We start from the raw sequence: 16,625 nt of genomic DNA on the forward strand, positions 1-16,625 counted from the left end.
TCTTCACCCTCAGAACCGGCTCAGACGATGACGGGGCAGCCGTCACGGGCTACGCTCGGAAGATGCATATGGATGCCCCTCGCGGGCTGCAAGACCCCGACGAACTGGCCGAACGACACCGCATGCTGGCCGAGTCGCCGGCACTCGCGCCGCTGCGCGACTGGTCGGACGCGATGATGACCCGCCGAGGACGGCGGCAGGCGGACCTCGTCCTCCCGCTCGTCGACCCGGCCGATGCGGCCGTCAACGCGAAGACACTGATCCTCCTCGACGCCCCGGGGACCCTGGCCCCCGACAGCCTCGACGCCCCGGGATCCGGCTTCGCCTCGGTCGACAACGACGACCCGATCGCCGAGAGCCTCTGGAATCTGCGGAACGACATCGGCTTCGACGACGTCATGGTGTGGAACATCGTCCCGTGGTACCTGAGCGCCGGGCGGAAGAAGCCGAACGCGCCCGAGGTCGCTCAGGGAGCGATGGAACTGCGTGCCCTCCTGCCCCTCCTCAAGAACCTGCGCGTCGTCGTCCTCTGCGGACCCCACGCCCAGGACGGTTGGTGGAAGCACGTCGAGCCCCTGCTCGGCAACACCTACAGCGCCTTCAACGCTCCGCACCCCTCGCCGTTGTCCCTGAAGCAGCCGGGTCGTCGTGAGGAGATCGAGAAGGTCTTCGCCCGCGCCAAACAGGTCGCCGGCTGATCACACACCCCGTTCCGCAACCCCCTCGCCCGTCGGGCGAGGGGGTTGCGTGCATCTGAGGCCTCGTTAGGGTCGATGGACGAGGAGAGGAGCATCACATGGACATCGGCACCATCGTCATCCTCGCCGCGCTCGTCCTCCTGGCGATCGCGGCCGTCTGGTACGTGTCACGGCGAGACCGCGCCGCGCGCTCGGCCGACGAACACCATTCGCACGACAACGACGCGGAGGTCGAGCGCGAACGCGCGAGAGGCCTGGCCGAAGGCACCGGCGGCGTTCCGCGCCGTGGTGGCGGCCCGATGGGCGTCTGAACCCACGAGATCGCAGAAACGGTCGCCATCCGCAAAGGATGGCGACCGTTTCCGCGTGTTCGGCGGTGAGCTCTAGACGAGCGGCGGGAGGCCGGCTGCGACGCGCGCGCCCAGCGTGCCGTCGACGGCGGTCCAGTAGGCGATGACCCGCGCACGGAGCTCGGGGCGCGTCACCTTCGAGACGTGGCCGATGATGTTGCCGACGAGACGGTCGCGGGCGGCGTCGTCGAGCACCTCGCGCACGAGGGTCCCGGCCTGGCCGAAGTCGTCGTCCTCGGCGTGCAGCGTCGCGGCTGCCCGCACGAGCTCGCCGTCGGACTGCCAGCCGTTGGATTCAGCGGCACGCGCAGGGTCGGCGTGGGCGCCACCGACCGAGTTGGGTGCGTAGACCGGCGCGTCCGCGTCGTTGAAGGTGTAGCGCATGGCGCCTTCCTTCGAGTACGTGTGCACCGGCGCGTGCGGCGCGTTGACCGGCAGCTGTGCGTGGTTGGTGCCCACGCGGTAGCGGTGTGCGTCCGCGTAGCTGAAGATGCGGGCCAGGAGCATCTTGTCGGGGCTCGCAGCGATTCCGGGGACGAAGTTCGACGGCGCGAAGGTCGCCTGCTCGATCTGCGCGAAGTAGTTCTCCGGGTTGCGGTCGAGGGTCATCTTGCCGACCTCGATGAGCGGGTAGTCGCTGTGCGGCCAGACCTTGGTGAGGTCGAACGGGTTGAAGCGGTAGCCCGCGGCGTCGGCGTAGGGCATGACCTGCACGGAGAGCGTCCAGCTCGGGTGCTCCCCTCGCGTGATGGCCTCGGAGAGGTCGCGAATGTGGAAGTCGGCGTCCTCGCCGGCGATCTGGTCGGCCTGGTCCTGCGTGAGGATCTCGATGCCCTGGTCGGTCTTGAAGTGGTACTTCACCCAGAACCGCTCGCCTGCGGCGTTGACCCACTGGTAGGTGTGCGACCCGAAGCCGTCCATGTGGCGCCAGGAGCCCGGCAGACCGCGGTCGCCCATGAGCCAGGTGACCTGGTGCGCGCTCTCGGGGGAGAGCGTCCAGAAGTCCCACTGCATGTCGTGGTCGCGCAGGTGCGAGCCCGGGAGACGCTTCTGCGAGCGGATGAAGTCGGGGAACTTGATGCCGTCGCGGATGAAGAACACCGGCGTGTTGTTGCCGACGAGGTCGTAGTTGCCCTCGCTCGTGTAGAACTTCAGCGCGAAGCCACGGGGGTCGCGCCAGGTGTCGGGGCTGCCCTGCTCACCGGCGACGGTGGAGAAACGTGCGAGCATCTCGGTCTCGACGCCCGGCTGGAACAGCGCGGCGCGCGTGAACTGGGAGACGTCGCCGGTCGTGACGAACCGTCCGAACGCACCGCCGCCCTTGGCGTGCACGACGCGCTCCGGCACCCGTTCGCGGTTGAACTGCGCGAGCTTCTCGACCAGGTAGTGGTCGTGGAGCGCGATCGCTCCGTCGGCGCCGACGCTCTGCGAATGCTCGTCGCTCGCGACGGGTGCTCCGCTGTTGGTGGTGGTGTAGCTGGTCTCGGACATGTCTCTCCTCGAGGGTGGGGCTGGTCGGACGGTCGGATGGATTCAGCACTGCCACCTTGGCGGTGACAGCTGACGATCGGCATGGAGGTGCCGTCGAGTGGTCTGTGGAACGGCGTCAGGCAGCATCCGCCTGGCACGCGGGGCATACGCCCCAGAACGTGATCTCGGCCGTGTCGATGACGTACCCCGCCGTGTCGTCGGGGTGCATACATGGCGCCGCACCCTGCGTGCAGTCGACGTCGACCACGGCGCCGCACGAGCTGCACACCAGGTGATGGTGGTTGTCGTCGACGCGCAGCTCGTACCGGCCGGGATGGCCGTCCGGTTCGATCCTGCGCACGAGACCGGCTGCGACGAAGGCGTTGAGCACGCTGTACACGGCCTGTGGGGAGGTCTGCGGGGCTCGCGGCTTCAAGGACGCGACCACCTGCTCCACATCGGCGTGCGGTGTCCGGGCGAGGATCTCGAGGACGGCGAGGCGTCCCGTGGTCACCCGCAGCCCGGCTGCGCGGATCCTCGTGTTGAAATCGTTCGTCGCCGACTCCACCTCCGATCCGTTCATGCAGTCACCGTACCGAGTTGTTTTGAATTAGTCAAAATAAGGACTTCCCCTTCGCGTTGTCCCGCAGCCCCACAACTCTAATATCAGATATGAGTGATGGGCCGACGGGTGATGCCGTATGTGGAGAACTCCCGGTCACGGCGGGGGAGCGTCGGTCTACAGCTCGACGGTCAACAGGGGCCGCAGCGAACGTCGGGTCTCCTCGGCCATGTCGACCGAGTCGCGATCGAGCAACCACTGCAACTGGAGACCGTCCATCATCGCGATGAGCATGCGCGCCGCGCTCGCGGGCTCGACGCCGGCCACCAGCTGGCCCTCGCGCGCCATCACCTCGAAGGAGACGGTCATCCCGTCGATCAACCAGCTGTACCGCCGGACGAAGTGCTCGTGCGCCGGGTGGTCCGGTGAGGTCGCCTCGGCGGACAGGACGCAGTGGAGCTCGACGAGACCGGGGACGCGCATGTTGTGCTCGACGAGGCGGAGGAGCCCGCGGATGCCTCCGATGCCGCTCCCGATCTCGATGCCGGACTCCTCGCGATCCCGGTCGTCGCGGAAGTCGAGGATCGCGGCGAGTAGATCGTTCTTGGTCGAGAAATGGTGGAGGAGGCCGGCCTGGCTCATGCCCACGCGCTCCGCGACCTCACGGAGCGATCCACTGCGGAACCCCTGCTCGGCGAAGACGTCCATCCCCGCCTCGAGGATCTCCCGGCGTCTCGCCGCCGTCTTGGCGTAACTGCCGCGGGAGCGGCCCGTCTGCGTCACCGTCATCCTGCGATCGTATCGGGCGTGCGGTCCGCCCGCGAAGGGTTCCCGAGGCGCCCCTAGCCCGGTACTTCCCCAGGTGTCCAGCCCGGTACTTCCCCAGGTCCCTGTCGTACGGTGTCGCCATGAGACGCCGCATCGAGCCCGTGTACGACACCGCCGTCGGTGTCGGTCGCTCCCTCTTCGGCTTCTGGCGCCTGCGCCGTCACGCCACCGGCATCGAGCACCTCCCCGACGAGGGGGGCGCGGTGGTCGCGATGACCCACTTCGGGTACCTCGAGTTCGCACTCGTCGAGTGGGCGACCGTGCTCCACAACCGCCGCCGTATCCGCTTCATGGCCAAGCAGGGTGCCTTCGACCAGCCCATCGTGGGCCGTCTCCTCCGGAGCATGCGGCACATCGCCGTCGACATGCGTGCCGGTGCGGCCGCCTATGCCGACGCCGTCGCAGCGCTCCGCAGCGGCGAGCTGGTCGGGGTCTTCCCCGAGGCCGGTGTCAGCGCCTCGTTCACCGTCCGCGAGCTCAAGTCGGGCGCGGTGCGCCTCGCGCAGGAGGCCGGCGTGCCGATCATCCCCGTCGCGGTCTGGGGCGGTCATCGCCTCATGACGAAGAACCACCGGGTCGGCTTCCGCGAGCGGTTCGGGGTCCCCGTGCACTTCTCGTTCGGCGAGCCGATCATCGTCGCGCCCGGTGATGACGTCGGCACGAGTACCGAGCAGCTCCGCGACCGTCTGCAGGGCATGGTCGACGAGCTGCAACGCGACTATCCCGTCGATGGGACCGGGGCGTGGTGGCAACCTCGCGCCCTGGGCGGAACGGCTCCCACGCCTGCCGAGGCTGCAGCCGCCGACCTCGAACGCGAGCGCCGACGTGAGGCGCGTCGGCAGACGGCGAGCTGAGCGCACGTCCGCCGCGGTCTATCCTGTGGAGGTGCCACCTCTGACCTCGTCGACCCACCCCGCAGGGCATCGTCGCTCTGCCAGCCCGCGCTCCGAGCGGAGCGTGGCACCGTGAGTCGCGGGTGGAACGGCTTCGTCGCGAAGTCGACATGGCTCCCGAAGGCCTGGCGCGAACGCGCTGAACGTGCGCTCTCGGAGGACCCCTCGACGCCGGCCACGCCGGACACGAACGACGCCGAGTCCGCAGCGGACCACTCGCCACGGCGCACGCCGGATCCCACATCCCGGGCGACGCCGACACCCCCTACTCAGCAGCCCGACGACTCGGCGCCGCTGGACGACCGCGACGCGCACGCACCCCGGACGCCCGTCGCCGGCCCGGACGTCGGCGAGGTAGCACCAGCCCATGACCGGTCCACGACCGGCCTGGTCGACCCGGTCGCCCTCCCCGTCACCGCGTCGGCCCCGGTCGTCCCCCTGAGCGTCGCCATCACCGATTTCGAGCTCGCCGACGACTCCGTCATCGGCCCCGCGTCCGTCCTCGACAACCTCGAGCTCACGAAGGCCGCCGTGACCCGCGTCGCATCGACGATCCTCACGACCGAGGGCCCGATCGCCGTCCCGCGACTCGTGACCATCGTCGCCCGGCGCTTCGGCGTCGACCGACCGTCCGAGGAGTCCCGCACCGAGCTGTCAGCGCTGGTGACGGAGGCGTTCGTCGTCCAGAACGGCTTCGCCTGGCCCACCGGACTCGACGTCGTCACGTGGCGAGGCGTCCGCCGGGTCGTGCATCGCGATCACCGCGCGGTCACCGACATCAGTCCCGCGGAGATCTGCAACGCCATGGAGCTCGTGATCACCGCGAGCCCCGAGCACGAGGTCGACCGCGAGCAGCTGCCGATGCAGGCGGCGTCCGTGCTCGGCTACGGTCGCCTCGGCGAGACCGCTCGACGTTGGCTCGACCTCACGCTCGCCCAGGCGGTGCTCCACGGTCGTCTCGTCGAGGACGGCGAACGCATCCGCCTGCCCTGACGCCGATCGTTCAGCGGACGGGCGGACCCTGCTGGCCGAACGGCAGACTCGTGTCGGTGACGCCGTCGATGAAGGCGTCCATGCGCTGGAGGTTGAACCGGCCCTGGTCGTTGAGCAGGAACTGGTACTCGTGCTCGAGCCCCGGTCGGAAGTCCGGGTTGAAGATCATCGATTGCACGTCGACACCGAGGCCCTGGAGCTTCGCCTTGAACTCGACCGACTGCGGGTAGAGCGGATCCCAGTTGCCGACCGTGATGTACGTCGGTGGATACTTCGCCGTCAGATAGTCGACGACGGACGCGGACGCCACCTCCGGTCGGGTCTTGTAGTCGCGCGCTCCGAAGTACGACCAGAGCACCGTGTCGAGGAACCACCCGAAGCTGCCCTCGGCGTTGACCAGGCTGAGGTCGTAGGCCCCGCAGGCGAGGACCACCCCGGCGAGCTGCTCCGGTTCGATCGGCGATTCGACCTTGATGGAGCTGGCGTACTCGGAACTCGTGACCACGTTCGCGACCTGGGCGGCGATCTGGGCACCGGCGGAGTCACCGGCGAGGATGAGCTTGGACGAATCCACGTTGAGCGCGCGAGCGTTGGCGTCGAGGTAGCCGAGCGAGTCGGCGACTTGCTCGATGGGCAACGGGTACTGGCCCTCTGGCGCGATCGTGTACTCGACCGCGATCGCCGTGTACCCCTCGCCGGCCAGCACGCGCATGTAGTTGGAGATGAGTTCCTTGCTGCCGGAGATCCACGCTCCACCGTGCACCCACACGATCGTCGGGAGGGCGGCACCGCTGCCGCGCACCCCGTCGGGCGTGTAGACGTCGAGCAGCGCGTCCGCGTCGCCGGAGCGGTACGGGATGTCCTGTCGGACGTCGACACCGTCTGGGACGTACTTCACGAGGTCGGATTGCACGACCTTCGCCCGCTCGTCGAAGGCCATGCGGATGACCATCGAGCCCGGCCACGGGGTCAGCTGCAACCAGACGAAGATCACCAGCGCGATGGCGAGGATCACGCCGATGATCCAGAACATCGTGTTGCGGACGACACGCAGGAAGCGCGCGAAGCCCGAGCGAGGGGGTGCTGTCCTCAAGCGATTCACCTCCTGGCGGGTCTGGACGGCGGCGCTGCCTGGCGGAACACGAACCTCCAGTCTCGCATTCGATCGCACTCCGCCGGCGCCCGGGAAGTTTTTCGACGGATTCCGTGACGAATGCCCGCCGAGCTGCGTCTTACCCGATGACCGGACATCATCACCGGTTTCCAACGCAGACGAAGGAGAACGCCATGAGTGCATCGGACAAGATCCAGAACGCCGCTGAGGACCTCGCGGGCAAGGCGAAGGAAGCTCTGGGCAAGGTCACCGGCGACGACAGCAAGGTCGCAGAGGGCAAGGCCGACCAGACGAAGGCCGACGCCAAGAAGGCCGGCGAGAATGTCAAGGACGCGTTCAAGCACTAGTCCTCGCGATACAGTGGCTGCCCCCGCCCACCGGCGGGGGCGGTAACACGGTCGACCGGCACCCCGTTCGATCCAGTAATCACATTTGGAGACATCATGAGTTTTCTCGGCTTCCTGCTGCTCGGCCTCATCGCCGGCGCCCTCGCCAAGGCAATCCTTCCGGGCCGTCAGGGCGGCGGCTGGTTGATCACGCTGCTGCTCGGCGTCGTCGGAGCACTGCTCGGCGGCTGGCTCGGCGGCATCCTCTTCGGCGCGAACCTGCAGGAGTTCTTCTCGCTGCAGACGTGGCTCCTCGCCATCGGCGGATCGATCGTCGTGCTGCTCATCTACGGCGCACTGACCCGCAACAAGAAGGCGTAAGCGCCTCCACACAGCACTCGGACGCCCGGCCCCTCCAAGGGGCCGGGCGTTCGTGCGTGCTGGACGACAACGCCGACAGCACGGTGTCCGCCGTTCCGGGGACTGTGCGACCTCCTGTGCTCTGCCAGGATGACTGATGTCCGATATCAGCATCTGATATGAGAGGAGGGGGTCTCATGGACTTCTACCGGAAGCTGCTCGAGCTGCTCCGCGCGATCTGCGGCTGGGTCTGACCCGCACGGACGAACGCCCGGTCCACCAGGACCGGGCGTTCGTGCGTCGCGTTGCGACCGGAGTCAGGCGTGCTGGCCCTCGTGCTCGCCTTCGCCGATCTCCTCGACGAGCTTCGCATTGAAGGCCGGGAGGTCGTCGGGCGTCCGGCTCGACACGAGTCCCTGGTCGACGACGACCTCCTCGTCGACCCAGGATGCACCCGCGTTGCGCAGATCCGTCTTGAGGCTCGGGTAGCTCGTGAGTTCGCGGCCGCGGACGACGTCCGCCTCGATGAGGATCCACGCGCCGTGGCAGATCACCCCGACCGGCTTGCCTTGCTCGAAGAACGCCTTCGCGAAGGCGACCGAGGTCTCGTCCACGCGGAGGTCGTCCGCATTGACGACGCCGCCTGGCAGCACGAGTGCGTGGTAGTCGTCGGAGGAGGCCTCGGCGACCGCGACGTCGACGGGCTGGACGTGTCCATTCTTCCCGGTCACGTCCTGGGTGGCGGGCGACACCAGTCGGGCGGTCGCTCCGGCTCCGGTGACCGCCTCCCAGGGGCTCGTCAGTTCACTGTCCTCGTAGCCGTCCGTGAGCAGGAAGGCCACCTGCTTGCCGTTGAGTGCTGCGCTCATCGTCGCTCCAATCCGTCAGCGTCGAGGCACCGTCCGGCGCCTCGCCAGCGACGATACGCTCGGCTCCACCTCTCGGACCCGAGCTTCCGCCGAACGCGAACGGGGTTGCTCAGGCGTCGCAGGCGATGCCGTCGCCGTCCCGGTCGAGGTCGTAGACGTCGCTCCCGACGACGTACACCGGGCCGGGCGTGTACGCCGGCCCGTTGCCGCTTCCGCCGGCGCAGTCGACGTCGCTCGCGACCGGAACGCACTGCCCCTCGTAGTTCGGGTCGCACCCTCCGCCGGCCGGATCGGCGACGGGAGCGGGAGGCGGCGGAGCGGGTTGCCGCGTCCCGACGGACGTCACCTGCGCGACCGGTTGGACCGACACGAGCTGCGCGACGAGCTCTCGAGTGATCTCGACCCCGGCTCGCGTGGTGACGCGGTAGGTGTTCGTCTGCTGTCCGGGGACGCCCGTGGTCGTCACGACGACTTGGCCGACGTCGACGTTCGGGTCTTGAACCTCGGTCACAGCGAACGGGATCTCCACGACCTCCGTCACCTCGGTGACGACGTCGGTCGGGGTGGGGGACGGCGTGGCACTCGGCTTGGCGACGGACGTCCCCTCCGGAGCCGACAGCAGTGCCGCGGGCCGGCTCCCGACCGGGTGGATGGCCGCATTGGCGCTCCCGCCCACGACGAACACGCACAGGGCCGCTCCGATCACCGCGGCCGCGATCCCGCGGTTGCGGATCCCGAGGGAGGAGACGCGACCACGGACGAGCGCGACCACGCCGATCACCACGGCCACCAGGGCGACGAGTGCGACCATCGCCCAGAACGCGCCACCGACGGCGCTGACGAGCAACAGCGCTCCGACGAGGCTGAGCAGGACGATGTGGAGCGGACCGAGGCGGCGCGTACGCGTGGCCCCGGCAGCTGCAGCTGCAGCAGGGACGGTGGCCGGGGGAGCGGGCACGGCCGTCGGCACGCGTTGCCCACCCCAGCCGACTCCGGTCCACCATCGTTGCTGGCCGGGCTGCTCAGGATCGGGATACCAGCCCGCGGGAGACGTCATGCCCTGATGCTGGGGCCTGGAGCACGACGACACAAGGTCCCCGAGTGGGGCTGGAGGGGATTCCTCCCGTGCCGTGTCGCGGCGCGTGTCAGAGGCCGACGAAGCGGATGGTCTGCTGCAGGCGCGTGCGGATGTCGAACAGCTGGTTGCCGCCCATGCGGTCGAGGCCCGGGAGACCGGTGCGGAGGAGGTCGGCCAGGCGGGAGCGCTCGACGAGGACCGTCACCGGATGCTTGCGACCGATGAACTCCACCGACTCCGGGGTGGCGCCGTCCGGCACGACGATGACGGAGGCCGTGAACTTCACGCGGGCCGCCTTCGCGACGGTCCGCGCCGAGCGCACGATCGACCGGACGGGCTCCTCGCGAGGATCGAGCGTCTCCCCGACGACCTCTCCACGGTGCACCCGGACCGACCCACCCCAGTCCTCCGACTTGACCGCGAAGAGGCCGGTCGGGCCGAGGACGACATGGTCGAGCTTCGCCTCGCCCGGCGCCAGGACGTCGTGCCAGACCGTGTATCCGATGCCGAGCGTCGCCACGGTGCGCGCCGTCTGCTCCTCGGCGAGCGCGTTGGCCAACTGGTGCCGGATCTCGCGCGGAGCCGAGCGCACGAGCTTCGGGTCGTAGGGGTCGTCGAGCGGGACACCACGGCCGACCCATTCGCGGATGAGCCCGAGGTAGGCCTCGCGCGAGTCTCCGCCGGGGTGTCCGTAGGCTCGAGCGCGGGGTCGTGAGTCGGCGCGCTGCGTACCCGACCGACCAGTGGTCGACGCCGACCAGGTCGGAGCGTCGTCGTCGCCCGCGTCGGAGGACGGCACGTTGCGACCGCGGTCGTAGGCGGCCCGGTCCTGCTCGGTTCCGACGCGCTCCCAGGCGAGCTGGACGGCGTTGAACTGCCGCGCGCTTCCGCCGAGGTCGGGGTGGGTCTCGCGCATGAGCCGTCGGTAGGCCCTCCGGAGCTCGTCCTGCGTCGCCGTCGTGCTCACGCCGAGCACCTCGTACGGGCTGGCTGAGAGTGGGCTCTCCGGCATGGAGGGTGGTCGCTTTCGTCGGCGGCGTCGGTCGGTCCGACACGGCAGACTATCGCCATCACCTGGAAGACCGCCCGAACCGGCACCCTGTCGGGGCTGTGGACAACTCCAGCGAGCCGACGTACAGTTTGTTGTACTTGGAGGATGTCGATGCGTACCCTCAGTTATTCGGAATCCCGCGCGAACTACGCGGCCACCCTCGATTCGGTCCTCGACGACCGCGAGGAGGTGATCATCACCAGAGCGGGGCGCGACCCGGTCGTGATCGTCGCGCTCGACGACTACGAGTCCTTGAAGGAATCGGCGTATCTGCTCCGCACGCCGTCGAACGCACGTCGGCTCCTCCAGGCCATCGACGACCTCGAGGCCGGCGCGGGCACCGAGCACGACCTGGTCGAGTAGTCGGCGTGCGGCTCATCTGGTCCGACGCCGCCTGGGAGGACTACTGCCACTGGCAGCAACAGGATCGGCGCATCGTCAAACGGATCAATCTCCTCCTGAAGGACATCATCCGGAACGGCAACGAGGGCATCGGCAAACCTGAGGCGCTCAAGCACGGCTTCCAGGGATTCTGGTCACGACGGATCACCGACGAACATCGACTGGTCTACCGCCTCACGGACGACGGCGTCCTCATCGCCCAGGCACGCTTCCACTACGAGTAGGGCCAGCGTGCCGGAACACCTCAGGAGCTCGGCAGGAGGATGCCGTCGTCCAGCAATGCGCGGACCCGGGGGAGGAGTTCGGCGCGGAGTTCCGCCGCATCGACCTCGACGAGCTGGGCGATCGCGTCGATGATGGCTCCCAGGGTCAACTCGCCGTCGCAGGCCCCGACGAGCCCCGCCAGGCCTGTGTCGATGCCCACCGAGCGGGCCAAGCCGCCACCCTGCCGCAGGGTCATCGCCGTCGGGTCCTCGTCCCCGGGCCAGTAGTGGCGCTCCTCGGTGACGTCGCCCGCGAGGATGACGCGTTCGCCGAGCAGCTGCTCGTCGTCGAGCGCGACCTGCCAGTCGTGTGCGAGGAGACACACGGCGAGGTGCGCACCGGGCCCGGCGGCGTTCGAACCCGCCTGCCCGTGCAGCCGCTCGAAACGGCGCAGCGGAGTGGACGGGTCCGATCGACGGAGCAGGACATACCCGAAGCCGACGCCGGTCACGGCCCGAGCCGCGAAGTCGTCGAGCCAGGCTCCCGCGAGGCGCTCGAACTCCGGCGTCCCGAGGCGGGTGCCACCGTCCCGGATCCAGGTCTCCGCGTATTCGGCCGGATCCTGCACCTCGCGCTCGATGACCCAGGCGTCGACCGGTTCCGGACTGCGATCCACCCACTCGGCGACGCGCTCGAGCCCGTCGGCGCCGTCGCGGTACTCCCAGTTCCCGAGGAACTGCGCCACGCCGCCGGGCGTCAAGTGCCGGGCGGCCTCGAGGAACACGGACTCGACGAGCGCATCGCCGACGAGACCGCCGTCGCGGTACTCGTAGCTCGGCACGCCCTCGGCACGCGGGGTGATGACGAACGGGGGGTTGGAGACGATGCGGTCGAACCGTTCACCGACGACGGGTTCGAACATGCTGCCGTGGCGGAATTCGATCGAGTCGATGCCGTTCAGGTGCGCGTTGAGTGCGGCGAGCTCGAGGGCCCGTTCGGAGATGTCCGTAGCGACCACGTGATCGGCGATCCGCGACAGGTGGAGCGCCTGGATGCCGCACCCGGTACCGAGGTCCAGTGCCGTTCCGATCCGCTCGGGGAGGATGATGCCGCTCAGGGTCATCGATGCGCCGCCGACCCCGAGGACGTGCTCCTCGCCGAGCTCATGACCCAGAGCGAGCTCGCCCAGGTCGGAGGCGATCCACCAGGCACCGCTCCCGTTGGCGTCGACCCAGGCGTACGGACGCAGGTCGATGGCCGGGGCGACCGATCCGTCGTCGCTCAAACCGACGAGACCGAGCGCCACCGCGCCGTCGAGACCGAGCGACGGCAGAGCACGCGTCGCGTCATCGGCCCCCACGGCGACACCGAGCACGAAGAGTGTCGCCAGTGTCGCGAGCGGTTCCGCTCCCGCCGTCCGGCGGCGTTCGTCGAGCGAGCGGATCGCCACGACCCGGTTGGAGCGGTGCAGGGCGGCCTCGGCCGTCTCACCCCAGAGACCACGCACCCGTTCCACCGTGTACCCGGCCGCATCGAGGTCGGAACGGAGGAGGTCGATCAGTCGCTGGTCCACGCTCACCAGTGTGCCAGCTGCGGGGTGGGCCGAGCCGCCCACCCTGCAGCCGCCGTCAGCGATCCGTGGTGAGGATCGCGCCGAGGTCCTCATCGGTCTGCTCGTCGTGCTCTTCGACCTCGCGCTGCGCGGCCTTCGCCGTGCGCTTCCGCTCGCGCTTCGCCAGACGGCGCTCGGTCCGGCGCTCCAGCAGCAGGTACAGCACGGGCACGAGGATGAGCGTCAGGAGCGTCGACGACACCAGGCCGCCGATCACGACGATCGCGAGCGACTGCGAGATGAACACCCCACCGCCGGTGAGGCCGAGCGACATCGGCACGAGCGCGAAGATCGTCGCGCAGGCGGTCATGATGATCGGCCGCAGACGGAGTCGGGCTCCGTGCAGGACCGCGTCGTCGATGCCGTCGCCCCGAGCCCGGTACGAGTTGACCAGGTCGATGAGGACGATCGCGTTCGTGACGACGATGCCGATGAGCATGAGGAGGCCGATCATCGACGGGATGCCGAGCGGGGTCCCCGTGATGAGCAGGGCCGCGATCGCGCCGGTCGCCGCGAAGGGCACGGAGACCAGCAGGATGAGCGGCTGCAGGAGGCTCCGGAACGTCGCCACCATGACGATGAAGACGAGCACGATCGCGATGAGCATCGCGAGGCCGAGCTGCGCGAACGACTCCTCCTGGTCCTGGGCGACACCACCGACCGAGGCGGTGACCCCGCTCGGCAGGTCCAGGCCGTCGAGGCCCTCCCGGACGGCGAGCGTCGTCGCGCTGAGGTCGTCACCCGTCGGCGTCGCCGACACGGTCACGGTCCGGACGCCGTCGATGCGCGTGATCGCCGCTGCGGCGCGTTCCTCGCCCACCTGCGCGACGGCGCTGACCGGGATCGGGACGGCGCTGACGTTGGCGAGGTCCTTCTGCGCCTGGGTGAGGCGGTCCGCCTCCGCCTGCTGCTCGGCCGCCTCGCTCTCGGCGTCCCGCATCGCGGTCAGCTGCTCGTCGATGGTCGTGATCGAACCCTGGAGCTGGGAGATGGCGTCGCTCAGCCCGACGAGTTGGGCGGCGCGGGCCTCATAGGCCTGCCGTGCCGCCTCCTCCTCCGGTGTCGTGGGCGTGACCGGTGGCACCTCGACGGGAGCCGCTTGCAACGCGCTCAGCTGAGCCCGCAGGGCGTCGAGCTGCGACGCCGCGGTCGAGCGGGCCTCCTGGAGTTCCGAGCGCTGGGTCGCGGCCTGGGATGCCGCCTCGTCCTTCGCACGCTGGGTGGCCTCGTCCTGCTCGGCCGTGAGGGCGTCGGTCGCGGCCTTCTGAGCCGCGGCCTGCTGCAAGGCACTGACCGGAAGGGGGAGCGCGGCGATCTCGGCCGGTGTCGTGCCGACCCGCTGCGAGCGCACGATGATGTCGCGAGACGAGCCCTCGAGGATGACCGAACCCATCGGCGTGCCTCGGAGCGCACTGGCGATGGCCTGGCCGATCTGTTCCTGCGTGAAGCCGTACCGGGCGGCGGCGGCGCGGTCGACGTTCACCTTGAGCAGACCCTGCTCGTCGGCGAGGTCGCTCGTCGCATCGCGGAGGCCGTCCGTACCGCTGAGCATGTCTTGTACCGCTGCCGCCGCTGTGGCGAGCGCCGCGGGGTCCTCACCCTGCAGTGTGACCTCCATGCCGCCTCCGCCACCGGTGAAGCCGCCTCCGGCGTCACCGACGGTGACCTCGCCCACGTCGTCGAGCTTCGCCACGGCGTCCCGGATGGTGTCGGCGACGCCCTCACGTGAGCTCTCCTCACCGACGGTCACGCTGATCTGTGCCGTGTTGCTCGAGCCGTTCCCACCGACGGTTGTCAGGTATCCGGAGACGCCGGCGGTCTTCGCGAGGACCGCTTCGACGGCCGCGGCCGCGTCGCTGGTCACGTCGAGGCTCGTCCCCTCGGGGAGCTCCTGCGTGACCGTGACGGTGTTCTCGCCCCCGATGTCGCCGAGGTAGTCGGTCTTCAGGAACCCGGCCGAGACGATCGTCCCGGCGAACACGACCGCGGCCACGAGCAGGGTCACGACCGGACGCTTCAAGGCGGTGCGCAGGACCGGCAGGTAGGCGCGCTGGAGCTTCGAGTACGCCTCGGACTCGTCCTCGACGACGGACGCCTCTTCGGTGGCCGCGTCGTCGCTGGCCTTGCCCACAGCCGGGGCGGAGGAGCCTCGCATGAACCAGTACGCGAGCACCGGCACGATCGTGAGCGACACCACGAGGGACGCGATGAGCGCGACCGACACGGTGACGGCGAACGGTCGGAAGAGCTCGCCGACCGTCCCGCCGACGAAGGCGACCGGGAGGAACACGGCCACCGTCGTGATCGTCGACGCGGTCACCGCCCCGGCGACCTCGCGGACCGCCTCGACGACACTCGAGGTCGTCATCGCCCGCCCGGTGTGCCGCCGTTTGATGTTCTCGATCACCACGATGGAGTCGTCGACCACCCGCCCGACCGCGACGGTCAGTGCCGCGAGCGTGAAGATGTTGAGCGAGTAGTCGCCGATCCACAACCCGATCATCGCGATGAGGAGCGAGAGCGGGATCGACACGGCCGTGATGATCGTGGACCGGATCGACAACAGGAAGACCAGGATCACGATGATCGCGAACAACAGCCCGAGCCCGCCCTCGACGGAGAGGTCGTGGATGGACTGCTCGACCATCGGCGACTGGTCGAAGACGACGGTGAAGGCCGCACCCGAGCCGAGCTCCTGCTCCAGCCCGGGGAGGGCGTCACGGATGGTGTGGGCGAGTTGGACGGCGTTGGCCGACGGGTCCTTGAGGATCGTGAGCGACAGCGACGGGAGACCGTCCGCCCGGGCGATGGAGGTTTCGGCGGCGGGCACGAGCTCCACGTCCGCGACGGCGGAGAGCGCGAAGGGCCCGTCCTCGTGCTGGATGGGGAGCGCCTGCACCTCGGCCAGCGAGCCTACGGCCGAGCCGACCTCGATCGAGAGCTCCTTGCCGGCGTCGACACTCGTTCCGGCAGCCGTGACGACACCACTCGCTTGGACAGCCGCCATGACCTCCTCCGCGGTCACCTTCTTGGCAGCGAGGTCGGCCGGACGCATCGTGATGACGAGCTGCGTGGCGTTCTCACCCGCGAGATCGACCTGACGCACGCCGGCGATCCCACGGAGCGCGGGGAGCACGGTGGTCTCGACCCTGCCCGCGAACTCGCCGGACTCGTCTTCGGACGCGACCGCGAGCTGCAGCACGGGGATGTCGTCGCTCCCGCCGGCGTAGACCTCGGTGGTCGTGTCGTTCGGAAGCGTGCTCTTCAAGCCGGCGAGGGCGCTGCGGATGTCACCGACGATCTTCTCGTCGTCCTGGCCGAAGTCCCAGCTCACCTGCACGGACGTGGAACCGCTGACCGACGTCGAAGTGACGCCGGTGACACCCTTGACCCCTTGCACCGCCTGCTCGACGGGCTTCGTGACCTCGCGCTCCACCGACGACGGCGAGGCACCGGGGTAGGTCGCGGCCACGACGGCGCCCGGCTGCTGCACGGACGGCAGCAGTTCCTGCTTCAGGGAGCCGACCGCGAAGAGTCCGAAGACCACGATCGCCGCGGTGATGAGGCCGACGATCAGTCGATTGGCGAGGCTGAGCCTCGTGAGGAATGACATGGAAGGACGGGCCTCTCGGTCGCGGAGTGGGCGCGATCCGCCCCACTCCACGCTATGGAGCGCCGCCGCCGGTCACATCCGCACGAGGATGGACCTGATGCGACCCCGGCATCCGCCGATCGGACGACATCGGTGGTCCTGCGGTACCAGCCTCGGCCGCGAGGGAGCTGCGCCTTGACGGCATGGTCCACCGATACCGGGC

General features: G+C 69.3%; 17 protein-coding genes. 8 read left to right on the forward strand and 9 right to left on the reverse strand.

What is annotated here, in order from left to right:
* Positions 1-62: 62 nt before the first annotated feature.
* Together EAO79_RS03525 and EAO79_RS03530 are read left to right on the forward strand one after the other, a co-directional pair.
* On the forward strand, positions 63-698 hold the full coding sequence (locus EAO79_RS03525) for a uracil-DNA glycosylase (RefSeq protein WP_158596626.1): 636 nt from the start codon (positions 63-65) through the stop codon (positions 696-698).
* A 98-nt stretch (positions 699-796) separates the two neighbouring features.
* Positions 797-1,009, forward strand: coding sequence for a hypothetical protein (locus tag EAO79_RS03530; RefSeq protein WP_079704298.1), 213 nt, complete (start codon positions 797-799; stop codon positions 1,007-1,009).
* A 72-nt stretch (positions 1,010-1,081) separates the two neighbouring features.
* On the opposite strand, the gene EAO79_RS03535 is transcribed toward EAO79_RS03530, so the two are convergent.
* The 3 genes from EAO79_RS03535 to EAO79_RS03545 form a co-directional block, all read right to left on the reverse strand.
* Positions 1,082-2,539 carry a catalase gene (locus tag EAO79_RS03535; protein WP_079704299.1) on the reverse strand — a complete coding sequence of 486 codons (1,458 nt, stop codon included), beginning with the start codon at positions 2,537-2,539 and terminating at the stop codon, positions 1,082-1,084.
* A gap of 115 nt (positions 2,540-2,654) precedes the next feature.
* Positions 2,655-3,101: a Fur family transcriptional regulator gene (locus tag EAO79_RS03540; RefSeq protein ID WP_124767813.1), complete on the reverse strand. Its 447-nt coding sequence runs from the start codon at positions 3,099-3,101 to the stop codon at positions 2,655-2,657.
* Positions 3,102-3,257: 156 nt separating this feature from the next.
* Positions 3,258-3,869, reverse strand: coding sequence for a TetR/AcrR family transcriptional regulator (locus EAO79_RS03545; RefSeq protein WP_124767814.1), 612 nt, complete (start codon positions 3,867-3,869; stop codon positions 3,258-3,260).
* 119 nt (positions 3,870-3,988) lie between these two features.
* Here EAO79_RS03545 and EAO79_RS03550 point away from each other — a divergent pair, with 119 nt between their 5' ends.
* Together EAO79_RS03550 and EAO79_RS03555 are read left to right on the forward strand one after the other, a co-directional pair.
* Complete coding sequence (locus tag EAO79_RS03550; RefSeq protein ID WP_124767815.1) at positions 3,989-4,762, forward strand: 1-acyl-sn-glycerol-3-phosphate acyltransferase; 774 nt, start codon at positions 3,989-3,991, stop codon at positions 4,760-4,762.
* A 111-nt stretch (positions 4,763-4,873) separates the two neighbouring features.
* Complete coding sequence (locus EAO79_RS03555; protein ID WP_124767816.1) at positions 4,874-5,794, forward strand: hypothetical protein; 921 nt, start codon at positions 4,874-4,876, stop codon at positions 5,792-5,794.
* 10 nt (positions 5,795-5,804) lie between these two features.
* Here EAO79_RS03555 and EAO79_RS03560 read toward each other — a convergent pair whose 3' ends face one another.
* On the reverse strand, positions 5,805-6,887 hold the full coding sequence (locus EAO79_RS03560) for an alpha/beta hydrolase (RefSeq protein ID WP_161578587.1): 1,083 nt from the start codon (positions 6,885-6,887) through the stop codon (positions 5,805-5,807).
* A 194-nt stretch (positions 6,888-7,081) separates the two neighbouring features.
* Here EAO79_RS03560 and EAO79_RS03565 point away from each other — a divergent pair, with 194 nt between their 5' ends.
* Entirely contained in the window at positions 7,082-7,255 is a 174-nt protein-coding gene (locus tag EAO79_RS03565; protein WP_064294062.1) for a CsbD family protein, read from the forward strand.
* Between the two features lie 96 nt (positions 7,256-7,351).
* Entirely contained in the window at positions 7,352-7,615 is a 264-nt protein-coding gene (locus EAO79_RS03570) for a GlsB/YeaQ/YmgE family stress response membrane protein (RefSeq protein WP_064294061.1), read from the forward strand.
* A gap of 296 nt (positions 7,616-7,911) precedes the next feature.
* Here EAO79_RS03570 and EAO79_RS03575 read toward each other — a convergent pair whose 3' ends face one another.
* From EAO79_RS03575 to EAO79_RS03585, 3 genes are all read right to left on the reverse strand, one after another.
* Positions 7,912-8,463: a type 1 glutamine amidotransferase domain-containing protein gene (locus tag EAO79_RS03575; RefSeq protein WP_124767818.1), complete on the reverse strand. Its 552-nt coding sequence runs from the start codon at positions 8,461-8,463 to the stop codon at positions 7,912-7,914.
* A gap of 109 nt (positions 8,464-8,572) precedes the next feature.
* The gene (locus EAO79_RS03580) at positions 8,573-9,520 is read right to left on the reverse strand and encodes a G5 domain-containing protein (RefSeq protein WP_124767819.1); all 948 of its coding nucleotides are present in this window, start codon (positions 9,518-9,520) and stop codon (positions 8,573-8,575) included.
* 88 nt (positions 9,521-9,608) lie between these two features.
* Positions 9,609-10,553 (reverse strand): DnaJ domain-containing protein, encoded by a 945-nt coding sequence (locus EAO79_RS03585; protein WP_124767820.1) that lies wholly within the window; start codon positions 10,551-10,553, stop codon positions 9,609-9,611.
* Between the two features lie 150 nt (positions 10,554-10,703).
* Here EAO79_RS03585 and EAO79_RS03590 point away from each other — a divergent pair, with 150 nt between their 5' ends.
* Together EAO79_RS03590 and EAO79_RS03595 are read left to right on the forward strand one after the other, a co-directional pair.
* The gene (locus EAO79_RS03590; RefSeq protein WP_064294058.1) at positions 10,704-10,955 is read left to right on the forward strand and encodes a type II toxin-antitoxin system Phd/YefM family antitoxin; all 252 of its coding nucleotides are present in this window, start codon (positions 10,704-10,706) and stop codon (positions 10,953-10,955) included.
* A 5-nt stretch (positions 10,956-10,960) separates the two neighbouring features.
* Entirely contained in the window at positions 10,961-11,218 is a 258-nt protein-coding gene (locus EAO79_RS03595) for a Txe/YoeB family addiction module toxin (RefSeq protein ID WP_064294057.1), read from the forward strand.
* 20 nt (positions 11,219-11,238) lie between these two features.
* On the opposite strand, the gene EAO79_RS03600 is transcribed toward EAO79_RS03595, so the two are convergent.
* Together EAO79_RS03600 and EAO79_RS19295 are read right to left on the reverse strand one after the other, a co-directional pair.
* Positions 11,239-12,864, reverse strand: coding sequence for a methyltransferase (locus tag EAO79_RS03600; RefSeq protein WP_124767821.1), 1,626 nt, complete (start codon positions 12,862-12,864; stop codon positions 11,239-11,241).
* Positions 12,827-16,423 carry an efflux RND transporter permease subunit gene (locus EAO79_RS19295; protein ID WP_241160975.1) on the reverse strand — a complete coding sequence of 1,199 codons (3,597 nt, stop codon included), beginning with the start codon at positions 16,421-16,423 and terminating at the stop codon, positions 12,827-12,829. Before EAO79_RS19295 ends, EAO79_RS03600 begins: the two co-directional genes overlap by 38 nt.
* Positions 16,424-16,625: the final 202 nt, after the last annotated feature.

The sequence above is a fragment of the Plantibacter sp. PA-3-X8 genome, from assembly GCF_003856975.1.
Lineage (GTDB): Bacteria > Actinomycetota > Actinomycetes > Actinomycetales > Microbacteriaceae > Plantibacter > Plantibacter auratus.

Bases quoted from the DNA above. Each gene is read 5' to 3' on its own strand.
- EAO79_RS03545 (WP_124767814.1), bottom strand. From the start codon at position 3,869: ATGACGGTGACGCAGACGGGCCGCTCCCGCGGCAGTTACGCCAAGACG.
- EAO79_RS03530 (WP_079704298.1), top strand. From the start codon at position 797: ATGGACATCGGCACCATCGTCATCCTCGCCGCGCTCGTCCTCCTGGCG.
- EAO79_RS03585 (WP_124767820.1), bottom strand. From the start codon at position 10,553: ATGCCGGAGAGCCCACTCTCAGCCAGCCCGTACGAGGTGCTCGGCGTG.
- EAO79_RS19295 (WP_241160975.1), bottom strand. From the start codon at position 16,423: ATGTCATTCCTCACGAGGCTCAGCCTCGCCAATCGACTGATCGTCGGC.
- EAO79_RS03525 (WP_158596626.1), top strand. From the start codon at position 63: ATGCATATGGATGCCCCTCGCGGGCTGCAAGACCCCGACGAACTGGCC.
- EAO79_RS03575 (WP_124767818.1), bottom strand. From the start codon at position 8,463: ATGAGCGCAGCACTCAACGGCAAGCAGGTGGCCTTCCTGCTCACGGAC.
- EAO79_RS03590 (WP_064294058.1), top strand. From the start codon at position 10,704: ATGCGTACCCTCAGTTATTCGGAATCCCGCGCGAACTACGCGGCCACC.
- EAO79_RS03550 (WP_124767815.1), top strand. From the start codon at position 3,989: ATGAGACGCCGCATCGAGCCCGTGTACGACACCGCCGTCGGTGTCGGT.
- EAO79_RS03570 (WP_064294061.1), top strand. From the start codon at position 7,352: ATGAGTTTTCTCGGCTTCCTGCTGCTCGGCCTCATCGCCGGCGCCCTC.
- EAO79_RS03540 (WP_124767813.1), bottom strand. From the start codon at position 3,101: ATGAACGGATCGGAGGTGGAGTCGGCGACGAACGATTTCAACACGAGG.
- EAO79_RS03535 (WP_079704299.1), bottom strand. From the start codon at position 2,539: ATGTCCGAGACCAGCTACACCACCACCAACAGCGGAGCACCCGTCGCG.
- EAO79_RS03580 (WP_124767819.1), bottom strand. From the start codon at position 9,520: ATGACGTCTCCCGCGGGCTGGTATCCCGATCCTGAGCAGCCCGGCCAG.
- EAO79_RS03565 (WP_064294062.1), top strand. From the start codon at position 7,082: ATGAGTGCATCGGACAAGATCCAGAACGCCGCTGAGGACCTCGCGGGC.
- EAO79_RS03600 (WP_124767821.1), bottom strand. From the start codon at position 12,864: ATGAGGACCTCGGCGCGATCCTCACCACGGATCGCTGACGGCGGCTGC.